We start from the raw sequence: 17,892 nt of genomic DNA on the forward strand, positions 1-17,892 counted from the left end.
TTTGAATATAAAAACAGTTAACACATACAAAAAAAACACCTGATTAACAACAAATTAAAACAAAAAACTTATTTGTCTCCTATTTGTCTCCCCCCTATTAAAAAAAAGAAAAATAGTTTTTTTTACTTTTATGAAAAATTATTACCTAATTGTTTTCAATTTTTTATTTGTAAAAAAGATTTAATTAAAAACGCTTAAATATCTGTTGTTTAACCGAGAAATTCTTAACCAAAAGATTTCTCGGTTTATTTGATTAAAGCTATTAATTTATTTAAATCTCAATACTAAACTTCAATTTTTAAAATATGAAAAAAAAATTACTTTTATTTTTAACGCTATTTTGCATTTTTGGTATTCATCAAAATGTAAAAGGACAGACTACTTTAGGACCTGGTGACATCGCTTTTATAGGCTTTGATATAGGAGGCTTAGATGGTTTCAGCTTTATAGCCCTAAAAAATCTACCTGCTGGAGAAGTTGTTTACTTCACTGAAGAAGGTCTCTCCGCAAATGGCTGGATAGGCAGTGGTGAACCACATATCAGATGGACGATACCTTCTGGTGTGACCTGTGGAAAAATCATCTCTGTTATCGAAACTGCAACAAACAATGTTTTTACAGTAACAGGCGGATCAACAGCTGATTTTGTAATTAATCCAGAAGGACCTGTTTACAGTTTTAACTTAGCCGCAGGAGACCAGATGCTAGCGTATCAAAGTATTGGCAATGCCATGAGACCTACAATTTCACCAGTAACCATAACTTTTTTAGCTGGTGTACATGGTGATTATAATGCAAGTAATTATGACGGTACGACTAAATGGAATAATTCTTTAGAAACAAATTATCTTGGTGGTTCGGAAAGTATTCTACCTCAAGGATTAACAAATGGTGTAAATTGTGTATCATTATTTCCCGGTGGACCAGAACCTAGTCAATATTATGCAAAATATTCTGGAACTTTAACCGGCACAGCTACTCAAATTAGAACAAGTATTAATACCTACACTAACTGGACTTTTACATCAACGACTACTAATCCTTCGGGCACACAGGGAATTTTACCCAGCAACTATACTCCAAATGTAACTTGTACATCAGTACCCACAGCAACAACAAATACTTCTGTAACAAATTTTGGAGCACATACAGCTACATTAGGAGGCACAAACGATAATGGCGGTGATACTAGTGTTTTAGATAGAGGTATTGTTTGGTCGTTAACTACAAATCCTGTCATTGGTGGTATTGGCGTAACAAAAGTAGCAGCGACACTTAATGGCACTGGTTCTTTTACTGTAAATGCTACTGGACTACCTGCTGGAACAACAATATATTACAGAGCATATACACAGAATTCAGTAGAAACATCTTATGGAAGTACAGTCTCATTTACAACCAATGTAGCTTTATCTGCTACACAATCGCAAACAATTGCTTGTAATGGTATAAGCAACGGAACGGCAACAGTTGTACCTTCAGGAGGAAAAACTCCATATACCTATTTATGGTCTCCATCGGGAGGAACTGGAGCGACTGCCAGTGGCTTATCCCCAACTAATTATACTGTTACAATTACAGATAATGAAGGAACTTCAATACAAAAAAACTTTACTATAACTCAAAACTCTGTTATAATAACAGGAGTTACTATTACTGACGTGAGCTGCTATGGTGGAAATAATGGCTCAATAGATATATCACCGACTGGCGGTAGCGGTTCTTATACATATAATTGGGGAGCTGGAATAACAACTCAGGATAGAACAAATCTTACTGCTGGCACTTATTCTGTTACAATTACGGACACAAATAATTGCAACTCCATAATAAACAATATAACAGTTGGTCAGCCAGTTGCTCCTTTAAACGTATTAACTGGAGGAGGCAACACCAACGTATCCTGCAATGGAGGCGCGAATGGTACAGCAACAGTAGCGCCAACTGGAGGAACTCCTACTTACACCTACTCTTGGAACACCACTCCTGCTCAAACAACTGCCACTGCAACGGGGCTTTCTGCAGGAACTTATACGGTGACGGTAACCGATGCGAATGCATGCCAAGCCACTAGAACCTTTACCATTAATCAACCAACTGTACTTTCAGCAGTAACATCTAAAACTAATGTTTCTTGTAATGGTGGTGCTAATGGTTCTGCAACTGTAAACGTTACAGGTGGAACTCCTGGATATAGCTATTCATGGGCTCCTTCTGGAGGAACTGCGGCAACAGCAACTGGACTAGCAGCAGGAACTTATACCGTTACTGTTAAAGATGCAAATAACTGTTTAGTTAGTAATCAAGTAATAATTACAGAACCAACTACATTATCAGTAGGTGATCCAACGGTATTTGGTGATAACGTATGGAATTTTTATGCTTGGAATTCTGGTCCTAACATTGAAAATTCTTGGAACTCCAATTATGCAGGTTTCTATGTTATTAATGAATTAAATTTTGATACACGTAGTCAGTGGTCGACTCACAATTCACCTTCAAGTGCTCAAGGATACCAAGGGTGTACTGTAGATGTAAATTATTTTTCATGGAGCGCTAAAAGAAGTGGTTTTACAAGCGGGTACTATTCCGTGGCTGTAAATGCATTAGATGATATCGGAGAACTTTGGATAAATGGAACTAAAGTATGGTTTCAAACTAATTGTTGCTTAAACAGTTCAAACAATCAAGTTTGGAGTGGATATTTATGTGAAGACAGTACAATAGAATTAAGAGGTTATGATGAAATAGACCCTGCATATGCTAAACTTGATTTCACTTTTCTTCCTTTAGATATTCAAACAACTATCTCAAATTTAAGTTGCTATGGAGAAAATAACGGAACTGCTTCAGTTAATATAGAAAATAATGTGAGTTATTATTTCAATTTATTAATGAATCAAATTGATAACTCGCATCCAATAGCTCCACATGAAATAGATGGAATTTATGATTTAATTTCAAATTTTTTAAATAGCTTAAATACTGTTACTTACACTTGGAATACAACCCCACCACAAACGGGTCCAACAGCAACAAATCTTTCTGCTGGAGAACATAATGTAATTATATCATTTGCAAACGGATGTACAGAAACAAAAAGTTTTACTATTTCCCAACCTCCAGCATTAATTGCAACGGAAGGTGGACAAACTAATGTTTCTTGTAATGGAGGTGCCAACGGTACTGCAACAGTAAACGTAACTGGTGGAACTGGAAATTATACCTATTCATGGGCGCCTTCTGGAGGAACTGCAGCAACAGCAACTGGACTTGCTACAGGAACTTACACAGTTACTGTGACCGATGCAAATTCTTGTTCTACGACTCAAAGTTTCACTATTACCCAACCTCCAGCATTAATTGCAACGGCAGCAGCGCAATCGAACGTTTCTTGTAATGGAGGTGCCAACGGTACTGCAACAGTAAACGTAACTGGTGGAACCGGAAATTATACCTATTCATGGTTTCCTTCTGGTGGAACTGCAGCAACTGCAACTGGACTTTCTGCAGGAACCTATACAGTTACTGTAACCGATGTAAATTCTTGTTCTTCAACTCAAAGTTTCACTATTACTCAACCTCCAGTATTAATTGCAACGGCAGGTGGACAAACTAATGTTTCTTGTAATGGAGGTGCCAACGGTACAGCAACTGTAAACGTTACTGGAGGAACCCCGGGATACACCTATTCATGGGCGCCTTCTGGTGGAACTGCAGCAACAGCAACAGGTCTCTCAGCAGGTAACTATACCGTAACAGTAACTGATGCTAATTCATGCCAAACTACTAGAAGTTTTACGATTGGACAGCCAAATACAGCTTTAAACACATTAGCTGTAGGACAAAATAATGCTTCTTGTTATGGAGGCACCAATGGAACTGCAACAGTTGTGGCAACAGGTGGTACTCCAGGCTATACCTATTCTTGGAATACAACTCCTGTACAATGGACAGCAACAGCAACAGGACTTGCTGCAGGTACTTATACGGTGACGGTAACTGATGCTAATAACTGTGAGGCAACAAGAAGTTTCACTATTACCCAACCTTCAGCATTAATTGCAACGGTAGGTGCGCAAACGAACGTTTCGTGCAATGGAGGTGCAAATGGTACTGCAACTGTAAACGTTACTGGCGGAACCCCAGGATATACATATTCATGGGCTCCATCTGGAGGAACCGCTGCAACTGCGTCTGGACTTGCAGCAGGTACATATACAGTAACGGTAACCGATGCAAATTCTTGTTCTAAAACTCAAAGTTTCACTATTACTCAACCCTCTATTTTATCAGCTACAAAATCACATACAAATGTTCTTTGTAACGGCACTGCTACAGGAAGTGCTACAGTAGTTGCATCAGGAGGTTCAGGAACTTATACCTATAGTTGGTCTCCTTCAGGGGGAACAGCTGCTACTGCTACTGGCTTAGTCGTTGGTAATTATAGCTGTGTAATTACAGATTCTAATGGATGTACTATAACTGAAACTTTTACTATTAATCAGCCTTCTGTATTGACAGCTATTACTTCACAAATAAATGCTACTTGTACTACTGGAGGAGAAGCTACTGTAAATCCATCTGGAGGTGAAAGTGATTATCAATATTTTTGGACGCCTGGAGGTGCTACTACTGCAACAATTACTAATTTAACGGCAGGCAATTATAGCTGTTTGATAACAGATGCTAATGGATGTAGTATTACTAAAAACTTTACAATAAACACAACCAATACTTTAGTCGCTTCCACTTCAAAAACTGACGTAACTTGTAATGGTAAAAATACAGGTTCTGCAACCGTAATACCATCAGGAGCAGTTGGACCATTTACTTACGTATGGTCACCTACTGGAGGAAATGGTGATACGGCTACAAATCTTGCTGCAGGAAATTATTCTGTTACAATTACCGCTGGGAATGGATGTTCTATAGTAAAAAACTTTACAATAAATGAACCACCAGCTATTGAAATTACAAAAATATCGCAAACGAACGTTTCTTGCAATGGAGGTACGAATGGTTCTGCTACTGTAAATGTTACTGGTGGAACTGGTGTATACATATATTCATGGGCGCCTTCTGGAGGAAATGCAGCAACAGCAACTGGGCTTGCTGCTGGAACGTACACAGTTACAGTAACCGATTCAAATTTATGTACCAAAACAGAAACTTTTATCATCACACAGCCTGATGCATTTATCGCTACGACAACAAAGACGGATGTTTCTTGTAATGGTGGAACTAATGGAACTGCAACAGTAAACGTAACTGGCGGAACTGGAACTTACACATACTTATGGTCTCCATCTGGAGGAACTGCAGCAACTGCATCTGGACTTACTTCTGGAAACTATACTGTTACAATAAAAGATTCTAATTTATGTCAAACTACTGCAACAGTAATCGTAGATGAACCTACTTTACTTACAGCAACAATAAATAAAACAGATGTTTTATGTTTTCAAGCAAATAATGGAACTGCTTCTGTAACTGCTTCTGGAGGAACTGAACCTTACACCTACTTATGGTCTCCATCTGGAGGAAATTCAGCAACAGCATCAGGATTAGCTCTAGGTTCTTATGATGTTAAAATAACCGATGCAAATGGATGTTTTATAACAAAAAACATTGTAATAACAGAACCTTCAATTGTATTACCTCCAACAGTAACTGCTCAAACATTTTGTTTTGCTGAAAATAAAACGATTGCAGATTTAGTTGCTACAGGAACTAATTTAAAATGGTATGATGCAGCAACTGGTGGAAATCCATTAGATGTAACAACTGTGTTAACAACAAAAAGTTATTTTGTTTCGCAAACAGTTGCGAATTGTGAATCTGAAAGAACAGAAGTTGTTGTTACGATTACGCCGAATCCGAATGCACCAACAGTAACTGCTCAAACATTTTGTTTTGCTGAAAATAAAACGATTGCAGATTTAGTTGCTACAGGAACTAATTTAAAATGGTATGATGCAGCAACTGGTGGAAATCCATTAGATGTAACAACTGTGTTAACAACAAAAAGTTATTTTGTTTCGCAAACAGTTGCGAATTGTGAATCTGAAAGAACAGAAGTTGTTGTTACGATTACGCCGAATCCGAATGCACCAACAGTAACTGCTCAAACATTTTGTTTTGCTGAAAATAAAACGATTGCAGATTTAGTTGCTACAGGAACTAATTTAAAATGGTATGATGCAGCAACTGGTGGAAATCCATTAGATGTAACAACTGTGTTAACAACAAAAAGTTATTTTGTTTCACAAACAATTTCGAATTGTGAATCTGAAAGAACTGAAGTTATTGTTACGATTACGCCGAATCCGAATGCACCAACAGTAACTGCTCAAACATTTTGTTTTGCTGAAAATAAAACGATTGCAGATTTAGTTGCTACAGGAACTAATTTAAAATGGTATGATGCAGCAACTGGTGGAAATCCATTAGATGTAACAACTGTGTTAACAACAAAAAGTTATTTTGTTTCACAAACAGTTGCGAATTGTGAATCAGAAAGAATAGAAGTTGTTGTTACGATTACTCCGAATCCGAATGCACCAACAGCAAATGCTCCAACATTTTGTTTTGCTGAAAATAAAACGATTGCAGATTTAGTTGCAACAGGAACTAATTTAAAATGGTATGATGAAGCAACAGGTGGAAACACTTTAGCTCCAACAACTGTGTTAACTTCAAAAAGTTACTTTGTTTCGCAAACCGTTTCGAATTGTGAATCTGAAAGAACAGAAGTTATCATTACGATTACGCCAAATCCAATGGCTCCAACGGCAACGGCTCAAACATTTTGTTTTGCTGAAAACAAAACGATTGCGGATTTAGTAGCTACAGGAACTAATTTAAAATGGTATGATGTAGCAACAGGTGGAAATGCTTTACCTTCAACAACTGTTTTAACTACAAAAAGTTATTTTGTTTCACAAACCGTTTCGAATTGTGAATCTGAAAGAACAGAAGTTATCGTTACGATTACTCCAAATCCGATAGCGCCAACAGCAAACGCTATTCAAGAATTTTGTTCAAATACTAATTCTAAAATTTCAAACATTGAGATTTCTGGTTCAAATATTAAATGGTATGCTTCAATAAATTCTACTACTGAATTAAATGAAAATACTTATTTAACAAATGCAAGTACCTATTTTGCAACTCAAACAATTAATGGATGCGAAAGTGAACTTAGAACACAAGTAACAGTTCAAATTTCAACACCTCCTACTTTACCAACGGGAGATAGTATTCAAACTTTTTGTGGAAATGCAACGATTGCTGATTTACAAATTAATGCCATTGCAGGCGCGGAGCTAATTTGGTACACAACTTCATATTCAAATACGATATTACCAACATCAACAGCTTTAGCAAATGCAACTTACTATGTTGCACAAAAAGTTGGCGCATGTATTTCTGAAAGAAAAGCAGTAACTGCCAGAATAATTAATTTAAGTTCACCGAATATAGGCAATTTTGAATTTTGTGGAAGTGCACAGGTTTCAGATTTATATATTCCTACACCAACTGGAGTAACTTATAAATGGTATAATTCACCATCGAATCCAAATGAATTACAGCCTTACGATTCACTAACAACAGGAACTTACTTTGTTTCAAAAAGTCAGTATAATTGTGAAACTGCAAGAGCTGCTGTATCCGTTGTGATTAAAGATTTACCAGAAAGTCCAACGGGTATTTCTCCACAATCATTTGTTGAAGGTTCGGTTATAAATCAAATTTTAATTAATCCTACAACTGCAGTTTGGTATATTACAGAAAATGATGCAATAACGAGTACGAATCCATTATCTCCAAACATGCCGTTAGTTAACGGAACGACATATTATGCAGTAAATATTGGAACAAACGGATGTCCGAGTTTACCTTTTGCTGTAACCGTGGATGTTTATTTATCTAACGATGCATTTGAAATGGATAAACTAAAATATTATCCGAATCCGGTTAACGATAAATTAAACATTGTTTATTTTGAAAACATCATTCAAGTTGATGTGTTTGATTTAACTGGAAGAAACGTAAAATCAGTATTTACTAACAGTCAAAACATCGAAGTGGATTTATCTGATTTAAGCTCTGCAACTTATATGATTCAACTTAAAACCGAATCGAAACAACAATTTATTAAAATCATAAAAAATTAAATCGTCCAATTTAATTTTTATAACGAGGATATTTCTTAATTGAAATTCCTCGTTTTTTTTATTCTAAAAAATAGTAGAAATTTAAAATAAGAAACATCTCTTTTATCCGAAAGAGATTCGGAAATAACTTAATTTATTAATATCTTGCAATAAAGATTCTAACAATAAAAAGCATGAATCAAGCAATAGTTCGTGTCGAAAACGTAAAGAAAACGTATCAATCTGGAGATACTTTAGTTACAGCTTTGGATACTTCAACTGAAACTTTTAACAAAGGTGAACTTACCTTAATTATGGGACCATCTGGTTCTGGAAAAACAACGCTTTTATCTTTAATCGGGTGTGTAATTTATCCGACATCGGGTGATGTTTTTCTAAAAAATACACAAGTCAATAAATTATCTGAAAACGAATTAGCTCAAATCAGATTAAATACAATTGGTTTTGTGTTTCAACAATTTAATTTAATAGAACCTTTAACAGCTCTAGAAAATGTAATGCAACCATTACTTCTGCAAGGTTTAAACAATAAAAACGCAAAAAATAAAGCCATCGTTGCTTTAGAAAAAGTAAATTTATCTGATCGAAAAAACAACCTACCCAAAAAATTAAGTGGTGGACAAAAACAACGGGTTGCAATTGCACGTGCTTTGGTAACAAATCCGGAAATTATTTTGTGTGACGAACCAACAGCTTCACTTGATGCTAAAAGTGGTGCTTTAATAATGGAAGAATTAAAACAATTGGCTCACCAAAATAGAGCCGTTATCATTGTTACGCATGATTTAAGATTAAGAAAATTTGCTGACCGAATTATTTATGTCGAAGAAGGAAAAATATCAAATACCATTTCAAATGAAGAAGATTATAAGTAGTTTATTTATATTAAGTTTCCTCTTTTTGAGTTGCTCTGACAAAGAAAAAGAAAGCAAGTCAATAGAAAATTCACAAGAAAAAATTTCAACCGTTGTAGGTATTGGAAAAGTTTTACCTAAAAATGGAATTATTCCGCTTTCGATCTCGCAAACCAATCAGGTGGTTGCTTTATACAAAAAAATGGGTGATACAGTTCAAGCTGGTGAATTGATTTTTAAGATGAAAGCGGTATCTGAAAATTTAGACGTTCAATTAGCAAAATCAAGTCTACAAGCAACACTTGATAAAAATAAAGCAAGTGCTGTTGATTATGAAATTGAACAAATTAAGCTGAATGAATTAAAGCAACTTTTTTTAACTTCGAAAAAATTATACAACCAAAAAGCAGAAACGAAGCAAAAAGTATATTTAGATAGTATAGCTTATGTACAACAACTTCAAAAAGTAAATCAAAGCAAACTAAATAAAGTAGCTAATAATGAATTAATGAACGAAAAAGAAGTTCAATTAAAAACTGCTTTAAATAAACTTAATGAACAAGAATTTAGAGCATTACAATCAGGAATTTTAATTCGATTTGATGTTGCTTTAGGACAAGTTTTAACTGCAAATTCTATTTTTGGTGAACTAGCAGAATTATCTGATTTAGTAATCGAAGGTGAAGTTGATGAACTTTATGCTTCGGACATTAAAACAGGTCAAGAAGTTGAAATTTATCTGGTTGGACAAAACACAATGATTGCAAAAGGTACTATTTCTTTCGCCGCATCAAGTCTTCAAAATAAATCGATTATTTACGAAACCATCGGTGAAGGTTCTGACCGACGTGTTCGCAGATTTACTGTTGCAATTTCTAATGAAAATAAATCACTTTTGATTAATCAAAAAGTTGAATGTAAAATTAAAATATAAATATGTTTGCATTAGCCTGGAAATTTATTCGGTTTGATAGAGCCAAATCTGTAGGAATAATTACAGCCATTGTAATTAGTATCTTTTTGATTGGACAACAAGTTGGTTTATTACTTTTTTTAATGGGCTTGATGGGAAATTTAGTTGGAAATGCAAATGTAAAAGACAATCAAATTTGGGTTATTGAATCGCAAACGCAAAACGCAAATACTTTAACAAAAATCGATATCCGTTATGTACAACAATTACAATCCATAAACGGAATTGAGCAAGCCTACCCTGTTGTAATTGGAAATGCAGAAGCTAAATTTTTAGATGGTAATACCGCATCCGTTCAAATCATAGGAAGCGACGCACCTGATTTTGTTATTGGTCCAAATCAATCGCGAATTTTTCAGGGCAACCTAAATGATTTAACCTTACCTGAAGCTGTTTCAGTCGAATTTTTTAATGCAAAATCTTGGAATACCAAACTACATTTAAATAAACAAATTGAATTAAATTCAAAAAGTGCACAAGTAAAATTGATTACTAAAAATGCGCAAGCTTTTGGCGGAAATTATGTTTATACTAATCTGTTTAACGCCCGTTATTACGGAAATATTGAACCATCTAAAGTAAGTTTGATTGTTTTAAATATCAATAAGCAAACAAATAAACAAGACGTAATTTCAAACATCAATTCACAATATCCAAATCTTCGGGCTTGGGATGCAAAGGCACTCCAAAAATCAACAGTTAAAGAAATTCTTATTTCTTCAAATATGGGAATGAGCTTCGGAACTTTAGTCGTTTTTGCAATGATTTCAGGTTTCTTTATAATTGGATTAACGCTTTATTCTTCGGCACTTGACCGCGTCAAAGATTACGGAACATTAAAAGCAATTGGCGCAAATAAATCTTACGTAAACAGATTATTAATCACTCAAGCATTACTTTATGCATTAATTGGTTTTTCGATAGCATTTTTACTTTTAATAGGTTTTAGTCAAGGTGTTAAAAAAAGTGGTCTTGAAATAAATTTTAGTTTTGAGTTTATTTCTTTTCTATTAGGAATCACATTATTTATTTCAATTGGAGGTTCGTTATTTGCCGTTCGAAAAATTTCGAAATTAGAACCTGCTTCTGTTTTTTAAATCATGAAAAAAATAGTAATCTATATCAGTTTATTGATTTCTGCACAAACATTTGGGCAAGAATTATCTTTATCAAAAGCTTTAGAGCTAGCTAACAATCGCGAATACAAACAAGCCGAATTAGATGTTTTAAAACAAGAAATCAATCTCAAAATTCAAAAAAACAAACGCTTACCGTTACTATATGGCGAAGCAAATATACAACGTAATTTAATTGTTCCGGTTACGCCGGTTCCTGCCATTGCTTTTGACCCAAACGCACAACCTGGCGAAATTACTCCACTTAAATTTGCTACGGATTGGTCGGCAAAAGCAGGTTTACAACTTAGTTTAGATTTATTCAATTCACAGAATCAATTAAAAATAAAGCAAGCTGAAAATCTAACTAAGAAAAGTGAATTATCAAGAAAAGAATCGGTTGAAACATTCAAAAATTTAATTATCGATTTGTATGCTCAAACCTATTTGGCTCAACAGCAATTTGAATTATCTATTCAAAACGAAAATAATTACAAAGAAACTTTAGCAGTTTTAATAAAACGAAATGAAGCAGGTAGAGCCTCTGATTTAGAAAAAAATACTGCTTTACAAAAAGCTTACGAATTAACGTTAACGGCGGATGAAGCCGAAATGGTTTTAAAAAACAAATGGTTGCAATTAGCTAATTATTTAGATATTTCTGCTTTTGATTTGATTTCAACTTCAATTGAAGAAATCATTTATGTAAATTATGAAACTTCCGATTTTGAAATAGAACAATTGCAATTGGATTTAGATGCCAAGCAAATCGAGATTCGAAACAATAAATTAAGTTCAATTCCGAAACTAACTTTTAATGCTTTTTATGGTGGTCAGTTTTATGATAATCAGTTAAAAATAAATCAATCTGAAAATTGGTTTGGAAATAGTTACGTAAATCTAACATTACGAATTCCGTTGACAGAAAATTTTGAAACAAGTTTAAAAAATAAACAGTTTGAATACGAAAAAGAAATCACTCAAAATAAAATTGAAATTTTAACCCAAGAAAAACAAACGTCCGAATTACAAAAGCAAAATGAGATTTTATTGCTAACACAAAAAATAAATACGTTTAAACAAATTGTTGCTTTGGCTGAAACAAATGTCTCAATAATAAAAAGTCAGGTCGATGCTGGTACTGTTTTGATAACTGAATATACTAAAGAAATTGAAAACTTATTTAGTCAAAATCAAAAACTATGGCAATTAAATTATGATTTACTAAAAAAGCAACTTGAATAAATCATTACAATTCTTTAGTTGTTAACTTAGTATTTATTATAAAAAAGAAGTTTCAATAAATAGTTTTTTAATAAAATTGAGAGTTAAACTATCTAATAATGAAATTAAAAAAATGACAAAAATTTGGAAATTTGAATCATCAAAAAAGAATAACATAATTGTAATTGATAATCAAAAAATATATAAAGGTATAATTGATAAAAATGAATTCAATTATCTTAACAAAGAAAAAATTGACACTAATATTCTGAAAAAATTATTTCCTATTCCCTATTCATATATTAAGCTAATCGAAAATCAAAAAGGAAATGAATTCATTAAGATTTATTTTGGAGTTAACTCTGAAGAAGAACTTTTTTTTGATAACGAAAAAGTTAAAGATGAGGTTTTCGAATATTTAAAATCTGATTTTAATTTAGCTTATTATAGTAAAGAAATTCCAACGATTTATAGGTATGCTAAACCTCAAATATTTGCTTTAATTATTGTTACTCTTTTATATTTTTGGTCTGTATATTTAGCTGTAGAAATTGAAAATGGAGCCGTTTATCAAATAATTGGTAACTCTGGAGGATTTCTTTCATTTATACTAATACTGGCAAATTTAGGAAGTTTACAGCTTTCTATTGCTTATCTAATTTTACTTGGTGTGATGTTTTTTTCTTTAAATAAGAAATTAAAATCAAGAACTGAAATTGAATATCTTAGACGATAAACAAATCTGATAATCCGTTGTAAAACAACATTATTTTAAATAACAATAAATACATCAATTTTGTAGATTAAAATAAATTGAATTAGTGAGTTTACAATGATTTTACTGATTTTTTTAATTGTGATAAAAATAGACAACCATAAAAAAAACAGTAGCAACATGAAAGCTACTACTGTTTGATTTCTTTAATCATTGAAAAACTACATCAATTTTTCAGGACTTTTAAAATGTATTTTAATTTTATTTACTGATTTAAATAAAAATATTATTTTAATAACTCAGCAATTTTAGCATCTAATTCTGGACCTCTTAAGTCTTTTGCTACAATTTTTCCAGAAGCATCTAAAACAAACATTGCAGGAATACTCTGAACATTGTATTCTTTAGCAATTGGATCTTCCCAGTATTTTAAGTTTGAAACCTGAGTCCAAGTTAAATTATCGTCTGCAATTGCTTTTTTCCAAGCTTCAGCATCTTTGTCTAAAGAAACACCAATGATAGCTAAACCTTGGTCTTTATATTTGTTATATAAAGCTACTACATTTGGATTTTCTTGACGACAAGGTCCACACCAAGCAGCCCAAAAATCAATAATTGTTACTTTTCCTAAACTTTCTTTTAAAGAAACCATTTTTCCTTCAGTATTTGGAGCAGAAAAATCTGGAGCCATTTTTCCAATAGCTACTTTCTCCATATTTGCTAATTTATCAGCAAGTTCTTTACCTCTTTTAGTTGTTTTTAAACTTGCATCTAAAGCATCATAAAATGTTTTAAATTCTTCGTTTGTAATTGCCTGAGAAGCTGTTAATTGCTCAAGTAATAATAAAGAAATAAAAGCGTCTTTATTCGTTTTTAAGAATTCAATATTTTGCTTTTTAATATTCTCTCCAATTGCATTATATTCAGCTCTTAAACTCTCGATTGTTGCCATATCTTGAGCTTGTTGCGCTTGCATCATTTTATCATTATTCGCTTGTTGAAAATCTCTAGCTTGCTTTTGTAATTTAAAAGCCTCTGTATTATATGTAGCTAAATAATCGTTATTTTTTGAACCTACAACTTTAGAATCTTCAGGTTTTGCTTTGTCATAAGTAACTTTAATTTCACCGTTCTCTAAAATAAAAGGAACAATAAACTCTTTAGTAGAACCTAATTCTATGAATTTCAAATCAGTTTCAGTAGCAGCACCTTTAAATTCAAAAAGACCACCTTTAATTTCAGCTGAATCAAGTTTAATAAAATCTTGTTCGCCCTCTTCTAAAATATAAACTTTAGTACCATCTTCAAAACCTTGAACAGTACCATTAATTGTGTAACTATCAGCTGATTTGTTACATGCAGCAAGTACTGCAACAGCACAAGCTAAAGTAAAAATTTTTTTCATTTATAATTTATTATTTATTTTAAAAAATATTAAGCAAAAATAGTAAATAAGTGTTCAATTTCAATATTTTTAAATTAAAATTCAAAAACTTATTTAATATTTATTTAATAAAACTTCATTTGTAAAAAAATTGAACTTTATTTATTTAAAATATAAAATTTATTTTCATCTAATTTTAAATTTTAATTCAACAAATCGTTAATAAAAATAGGAATTTTATTTAATAAAATTCCTATTTGCTAATTATTTGATATTTTCAAAATTACGTTTGATAAAAGACGTTAAAGCTTCTCCTTTTAATAAACCTTGAGAAAGTTTAGCTAAATCTAACGCTTGATTTATTAAAGCTGTTTGTTTTTCTCCTTCGGTTTGTAAGATTGAAGTTGCTAATTCACTATTTGTGTTTACAACCAAATTGTACATTTCAGGGAAATTTCCAAACATTCCTCCACCGCCAGTAGCTTGCATTTCTTTCATTCGACGCATAAACTCAGGTTGCGTAATCATAAACGGAGCTGCGTGACTATCTAAAGCTTCTGTTTGCACCGTATAAGTTGCTTTCGGAACAATGTTTTCTAAAACTTCTTTCAGTTTTGTTTGTTCATCTTCTGATAATATAGAAATAGTATTTTCATCTTTTTTAATTAAATTATCAATATGATCCGCATCAACACGTACAAAAGATAGATTTTCGTTATCCATTTCTAACTTTTGAATTAAATGCGAAACGATAGGAGAATCTAATAATAAAACTTCATAACCTTTAGCTTTAGCTTGTTCAATATAACTGTGTTGTGCTTCTTTGTTTGAAGTGTACAAAACAATTAATTTTCCGTCTTTATCTGTTTGTTTATCTTTTAAGGCTACTTTTAATTCTTCTAAAGTGTAGAATTTATCCTCAGTTGTTGGATACAATACAAAACTTCCAGCTTTTTCGTAGAATTTAGGTTCAGAAAGCATTCCGTATTCTAAAACCATTTTAACATCATTCCATTTTTGTTGGAAATCTTCACGGTTTTCGTTGAATAACGATTTTAATTTATCTGCAACTTTACGTGTGATGTAATTCGAAATTTTCTTTACATTCCCATCAGCTTGTAAATACGAACGCGAAACGTTTAACGGAATATCCGGAGAATCAATAACACCTTTTAACATCGTTAAAAATTCCGGAACAATTCCTTCAACGTTATCGGTTACAAAAACTTGATTTTGATACAGTTGAATTTTATCTTTTTGAAGTTGTAAATCGCCAGATAATTTAGGGAAATATAAAATACCAGTTAAATTAAACGGATAATCTACATTTAGATGAATATTAAACAAAGGTTCTTCAAATTGCATGGGATACAATTCATGATAGAATTTCTTATAATCTTCATCTGTTAAATCCGATGGTTGTTTTGTCCAAGCTGGATTCGGATTATTGATGATGTTGTCAACTTCTACTTTTTCATCGCCTTCACCTTCTGTTTTTGTACCGAATTTAATTGGCACTGGCATGAATTTGTTGTACTTCGTTAACAATTCGTTGATTTTGTATTCTTCTAAGAATTCTAACGAATCTTCAGCAATGTGTAAAATGATTTCTGTTCCACGATCTGTTTTGTCAGAAACTTCTAGAGTAAATTCTGGTGATCCATCACAAGTCCAATGTGCTGCAGGTGCTTCTTTGTAAGATTTTGTAATGATTTCAACTTTATCAGCGACCATAAATGCAGAGTAAAATCCTAAACCAAAATGACCAATAATACCAGAATCTTTAGCAGAATCTTTATATTTTTCTAGAAACTCTTCAGCTCCAGAAAACGCTACTTGATTTATATATTTTTCAACTTCTTCAGCAGTCATTCCCAAACCTTGGTCAATGATATGTAATTTTTTATTTTCTTTATCGATGCGAACTTCAATTTTAGGATTACCATATTCGACATTAGTTTCTCCGATTGAACATAAATGCTTTAATTTCAAAGTAGCATCGGTTGCATTTGATACTAATTCACGAAGAAAAATTTCGTGATCGCTGTACAAAAACTTTTTAATTAACGGAAAAATATTTTCAACCGTTACATTTATTTTACCTGAAGTCATTTTATTTGTATTTTAGTATGATTATTTAAATTTATAATTAAGTTATAATTCAAAGAAAATACCAATTATTTACTTTGTGACAAACTGTCATAAAATAGTTTTTTCTTTTTTTATAAAAAAATATTATCAAGGCACATTATTTGCTACTTTTGTATAAGTAAAATTAAAATTATGAGAAAAATTTTAGGAATTGGTTTAATTGCATTATCTTTTGTGGCGTGCAAACCAACAAACGATGTTAAATCACAAATTGGTTTAAAAGGTGAATGGACATTAACAAATGTTTCATATCCTAAAGGTTTTAAAGTAACTTCTTTTCATGTTGCTGATGCTAAATGTTTTGAAGGTAGTCATTGGAAATTTGTTCCTAACAATAATACAGGAACAATAACTTTAGATAATCCTGGTGATTGTCCAACTTTTTCGTCAAATATAGTTTGGACTATTGGGAATGATCAATCTTTTAATATGAAATTTGTTGGAAATGAAAAAGCAAAACATATTACTACAGGTTATAAATTAGCAATCGAAAATCAATCAGCTAATTCATTTGATTTAGTAGATAACTCAACTGGAACAAAAGTTGTTTATAAATTCGCGAAAAATTAATAATAATAGAAACTAAATATTATGAGAAAATTTAATACTTACTTGTTATTAGGAGCTTTAATTAGTGGAACTTTTTTAACTAGTTGTAACACAGTAAAAAATTCAAACAATACACAACGTGGAGCCGCAGCAGGTGCCGCAGCAGGTGCTATTTTAGGTGGTGTTTTAGGTAATAATGTTGGAAGTAAAAACAATAGTGCTTTAGGAGCTGTTCTTGGTGGTGTTGTAGGAGGAACTGTTGGTGGAGTGATTGGTAAAAAAATGGACAAACAAGCTCAAGAAATTCAAAACACCTTACCTGGTGTAGAAGTTGAAAGAGTTGGTGAAGGTATTAAAGTTACTTTAGGAGAAAGCACTGTAAATTTTGAATTTGATAAATCTGATTTAACAGACAAAGCTAAAGCTAATTTAGATAAACTTGCCAAAGTTTTTATCGCAAATCCTGACACAAAACTTATGATTTATGGTTATACAGATAATGTTGGTAAGGAAGAATATAATGTCAAATTATCTCGTAGTAGAGCAAATGCTGTTAAAGCATATTTAGTAAGTAAAGGTATTGGAACAAAACGTTTAACTACTGAAGGAATGGGAATGGCAGATCCGATAGCATCAAATGATACAGCAGCAGGTAGAGCTAAAAATCGTCGTGTTGAATTTAGCATCGTTGCTAACGAAGATATGATTAGAGATGCCCAAAACGAAGTGAATAGATACTAGTTTAGT

The 17,892-nt window shown here is 32.4% G+C and carries 10 protein-coding genes; 8 read left to right on the top strand and 2 right to left on the bottom strand.

Going from position 1 to position 17,892, the window contains the following annotated elements:
- The first annotated feature begins 305 nt into the window (after positions 1 to 305).
- From HW119_RS14225 to HW119_RS14250, 6 genes are all read left to right on the top strand, one after another.
- Positions 306 to 8,180: a T9SS type A sorting domain-containing protein gene (locus tag HW119_RS14225; RefSeq protein ID WP_177765513.1), complete on the top strand. Its 7,875-nt coding sequence runs from the start codon at positions 306 to 308 to the stop codon at positions 8,178 to 8,180.
- Between the two features lie 173 nt (positions 8,181 to 8,353).
- The gene (locus tag HW119_RS14230; protein WP_177765516.1) at positions 8,354 to 9,055 is read left to right on the top strand and encodes an ABC transporter ATP-binding protein; all 702 of its coding nucleotides are present in this window, start codon (positions 8,354 to 8,356) and stop codon (positions 9,053 to 9,055) included.
- Positions 9,036 to 9,968, top strand: a complete 933-nt coding sequence (locus HW119_RS14235; RefSeq protein ID WP_177765518.1) for an efflux RND transporter periplasmic adaptor subunit — start codon at positions 9,036 to 9,038, stop codon at positions 9,966 to 9,968. Before HW119_RS14230 ends, HW119_RS14235 begins: the two co-directional genes overlap by 20 nt.
- Positions 9,969 to 9,970: 2 nt before the next feature.
- On the top strand, positions 9,971 to 11,104 hold the full coding sequence (locus HW119_RS14240) for an ABC transporter permease (RefSeq protein ID WP_177765520.1): 1,134 nt from the start codon (positions 9,971 to 9,973) through the stop codon (positions 11,102 to 11,104).
- A 3-nt stretch (positions 11,105 to 11,107) separates the two neighbouring features.
- A complete protein-coding gene (locus HW119_RS14245; protein ID WP_177765522.1) occupies positions 11,108 to 12,367 on the top strand; it encodes a TolC family protein in 1,260 nt (419 codons plus the stop codon).
- A gap of 112 nt (positions 12,368 to 12,479) precedes the next feature.
- Positions 12,480 to 13,082 carry a hypothetical protein gene (locus HW119_RS14250; protein WP_177765524.1) on the top strand — a complete coding sequence of 201 codons (603 nt, stop codon included), beginning with the start codon at positions 12,480 to 12,482 and terminating at the stop codon, positions 13,080 to 13,082.
- Between the two features lie 265 nt (positions 13,083 to 13,347).
- Here the strand turns inward: HW119_RS14250 and HW119_RS14255 are convergent, their stop codons facing one another.
- Positions 13,348 to 14,466, bottom strand: coding sequence for a TlpA disulfide reductase family protein (locus tag HW119_RS14255; RefSeq protein WP_177765526.1), 1,119 nt, complete (start codon positions 14,464 to 14,466; stop codon positions 13,348 to 13,350).
- Positions 14,467 to 14,709: 243 nt separating this feature from the next.
- Complete coding sequence (htpG, locus tag HW119_RS14260) at positions 14,710 to 16,557, bottom strand: molecular chaperone HtpG (RefSeq protein WP_177765528.1); 1,848 nt, start codon at positions 16,555 to 16,557, stop codon at positions 14,710 to 14,712.
- 171 nt (positions 16,558 to 16,728) lie between these two features.
- On the opposite strand from htpG, the gene HW119_RS14265 reads away from it, so the two are divergent.
- A complete protein-coding gene (locus HW119_RS14265) occupies positions 16,729 to 17,166 on the top strand; it encodes a lipocalin family protein (protein ID WP_177765530.1) in 438 nt (145 codons plus the stop codon).
- A 21-nt stretch (positions 17,167 to 17,187) separates the two neighbouring features.
- Positions 17,188 to 17,886, top strand: coding sequence for an OmpA family protein (locus tag HW119_RS14270; RefSeq protein ID WP_177765532.1), 699 nt, complete (start codon positions 17,188 to 17,190; stop codon positions 17,884 to 17,886).
- Positions 17,887 to 17,892 lie beyond the last annotated feature (6 nt).

Origin of the sequence: Flavobacterium sp. I3-2, assembly GCF_013389595.1 — a bacterium.
In the GTDB taxonomy this organism is placed as follows: domain Bacteria; phylum Bacteroidota; class Bacteroidia; order Flavobacteriales; family Flavobacteriaceae; genus Flavobacterium.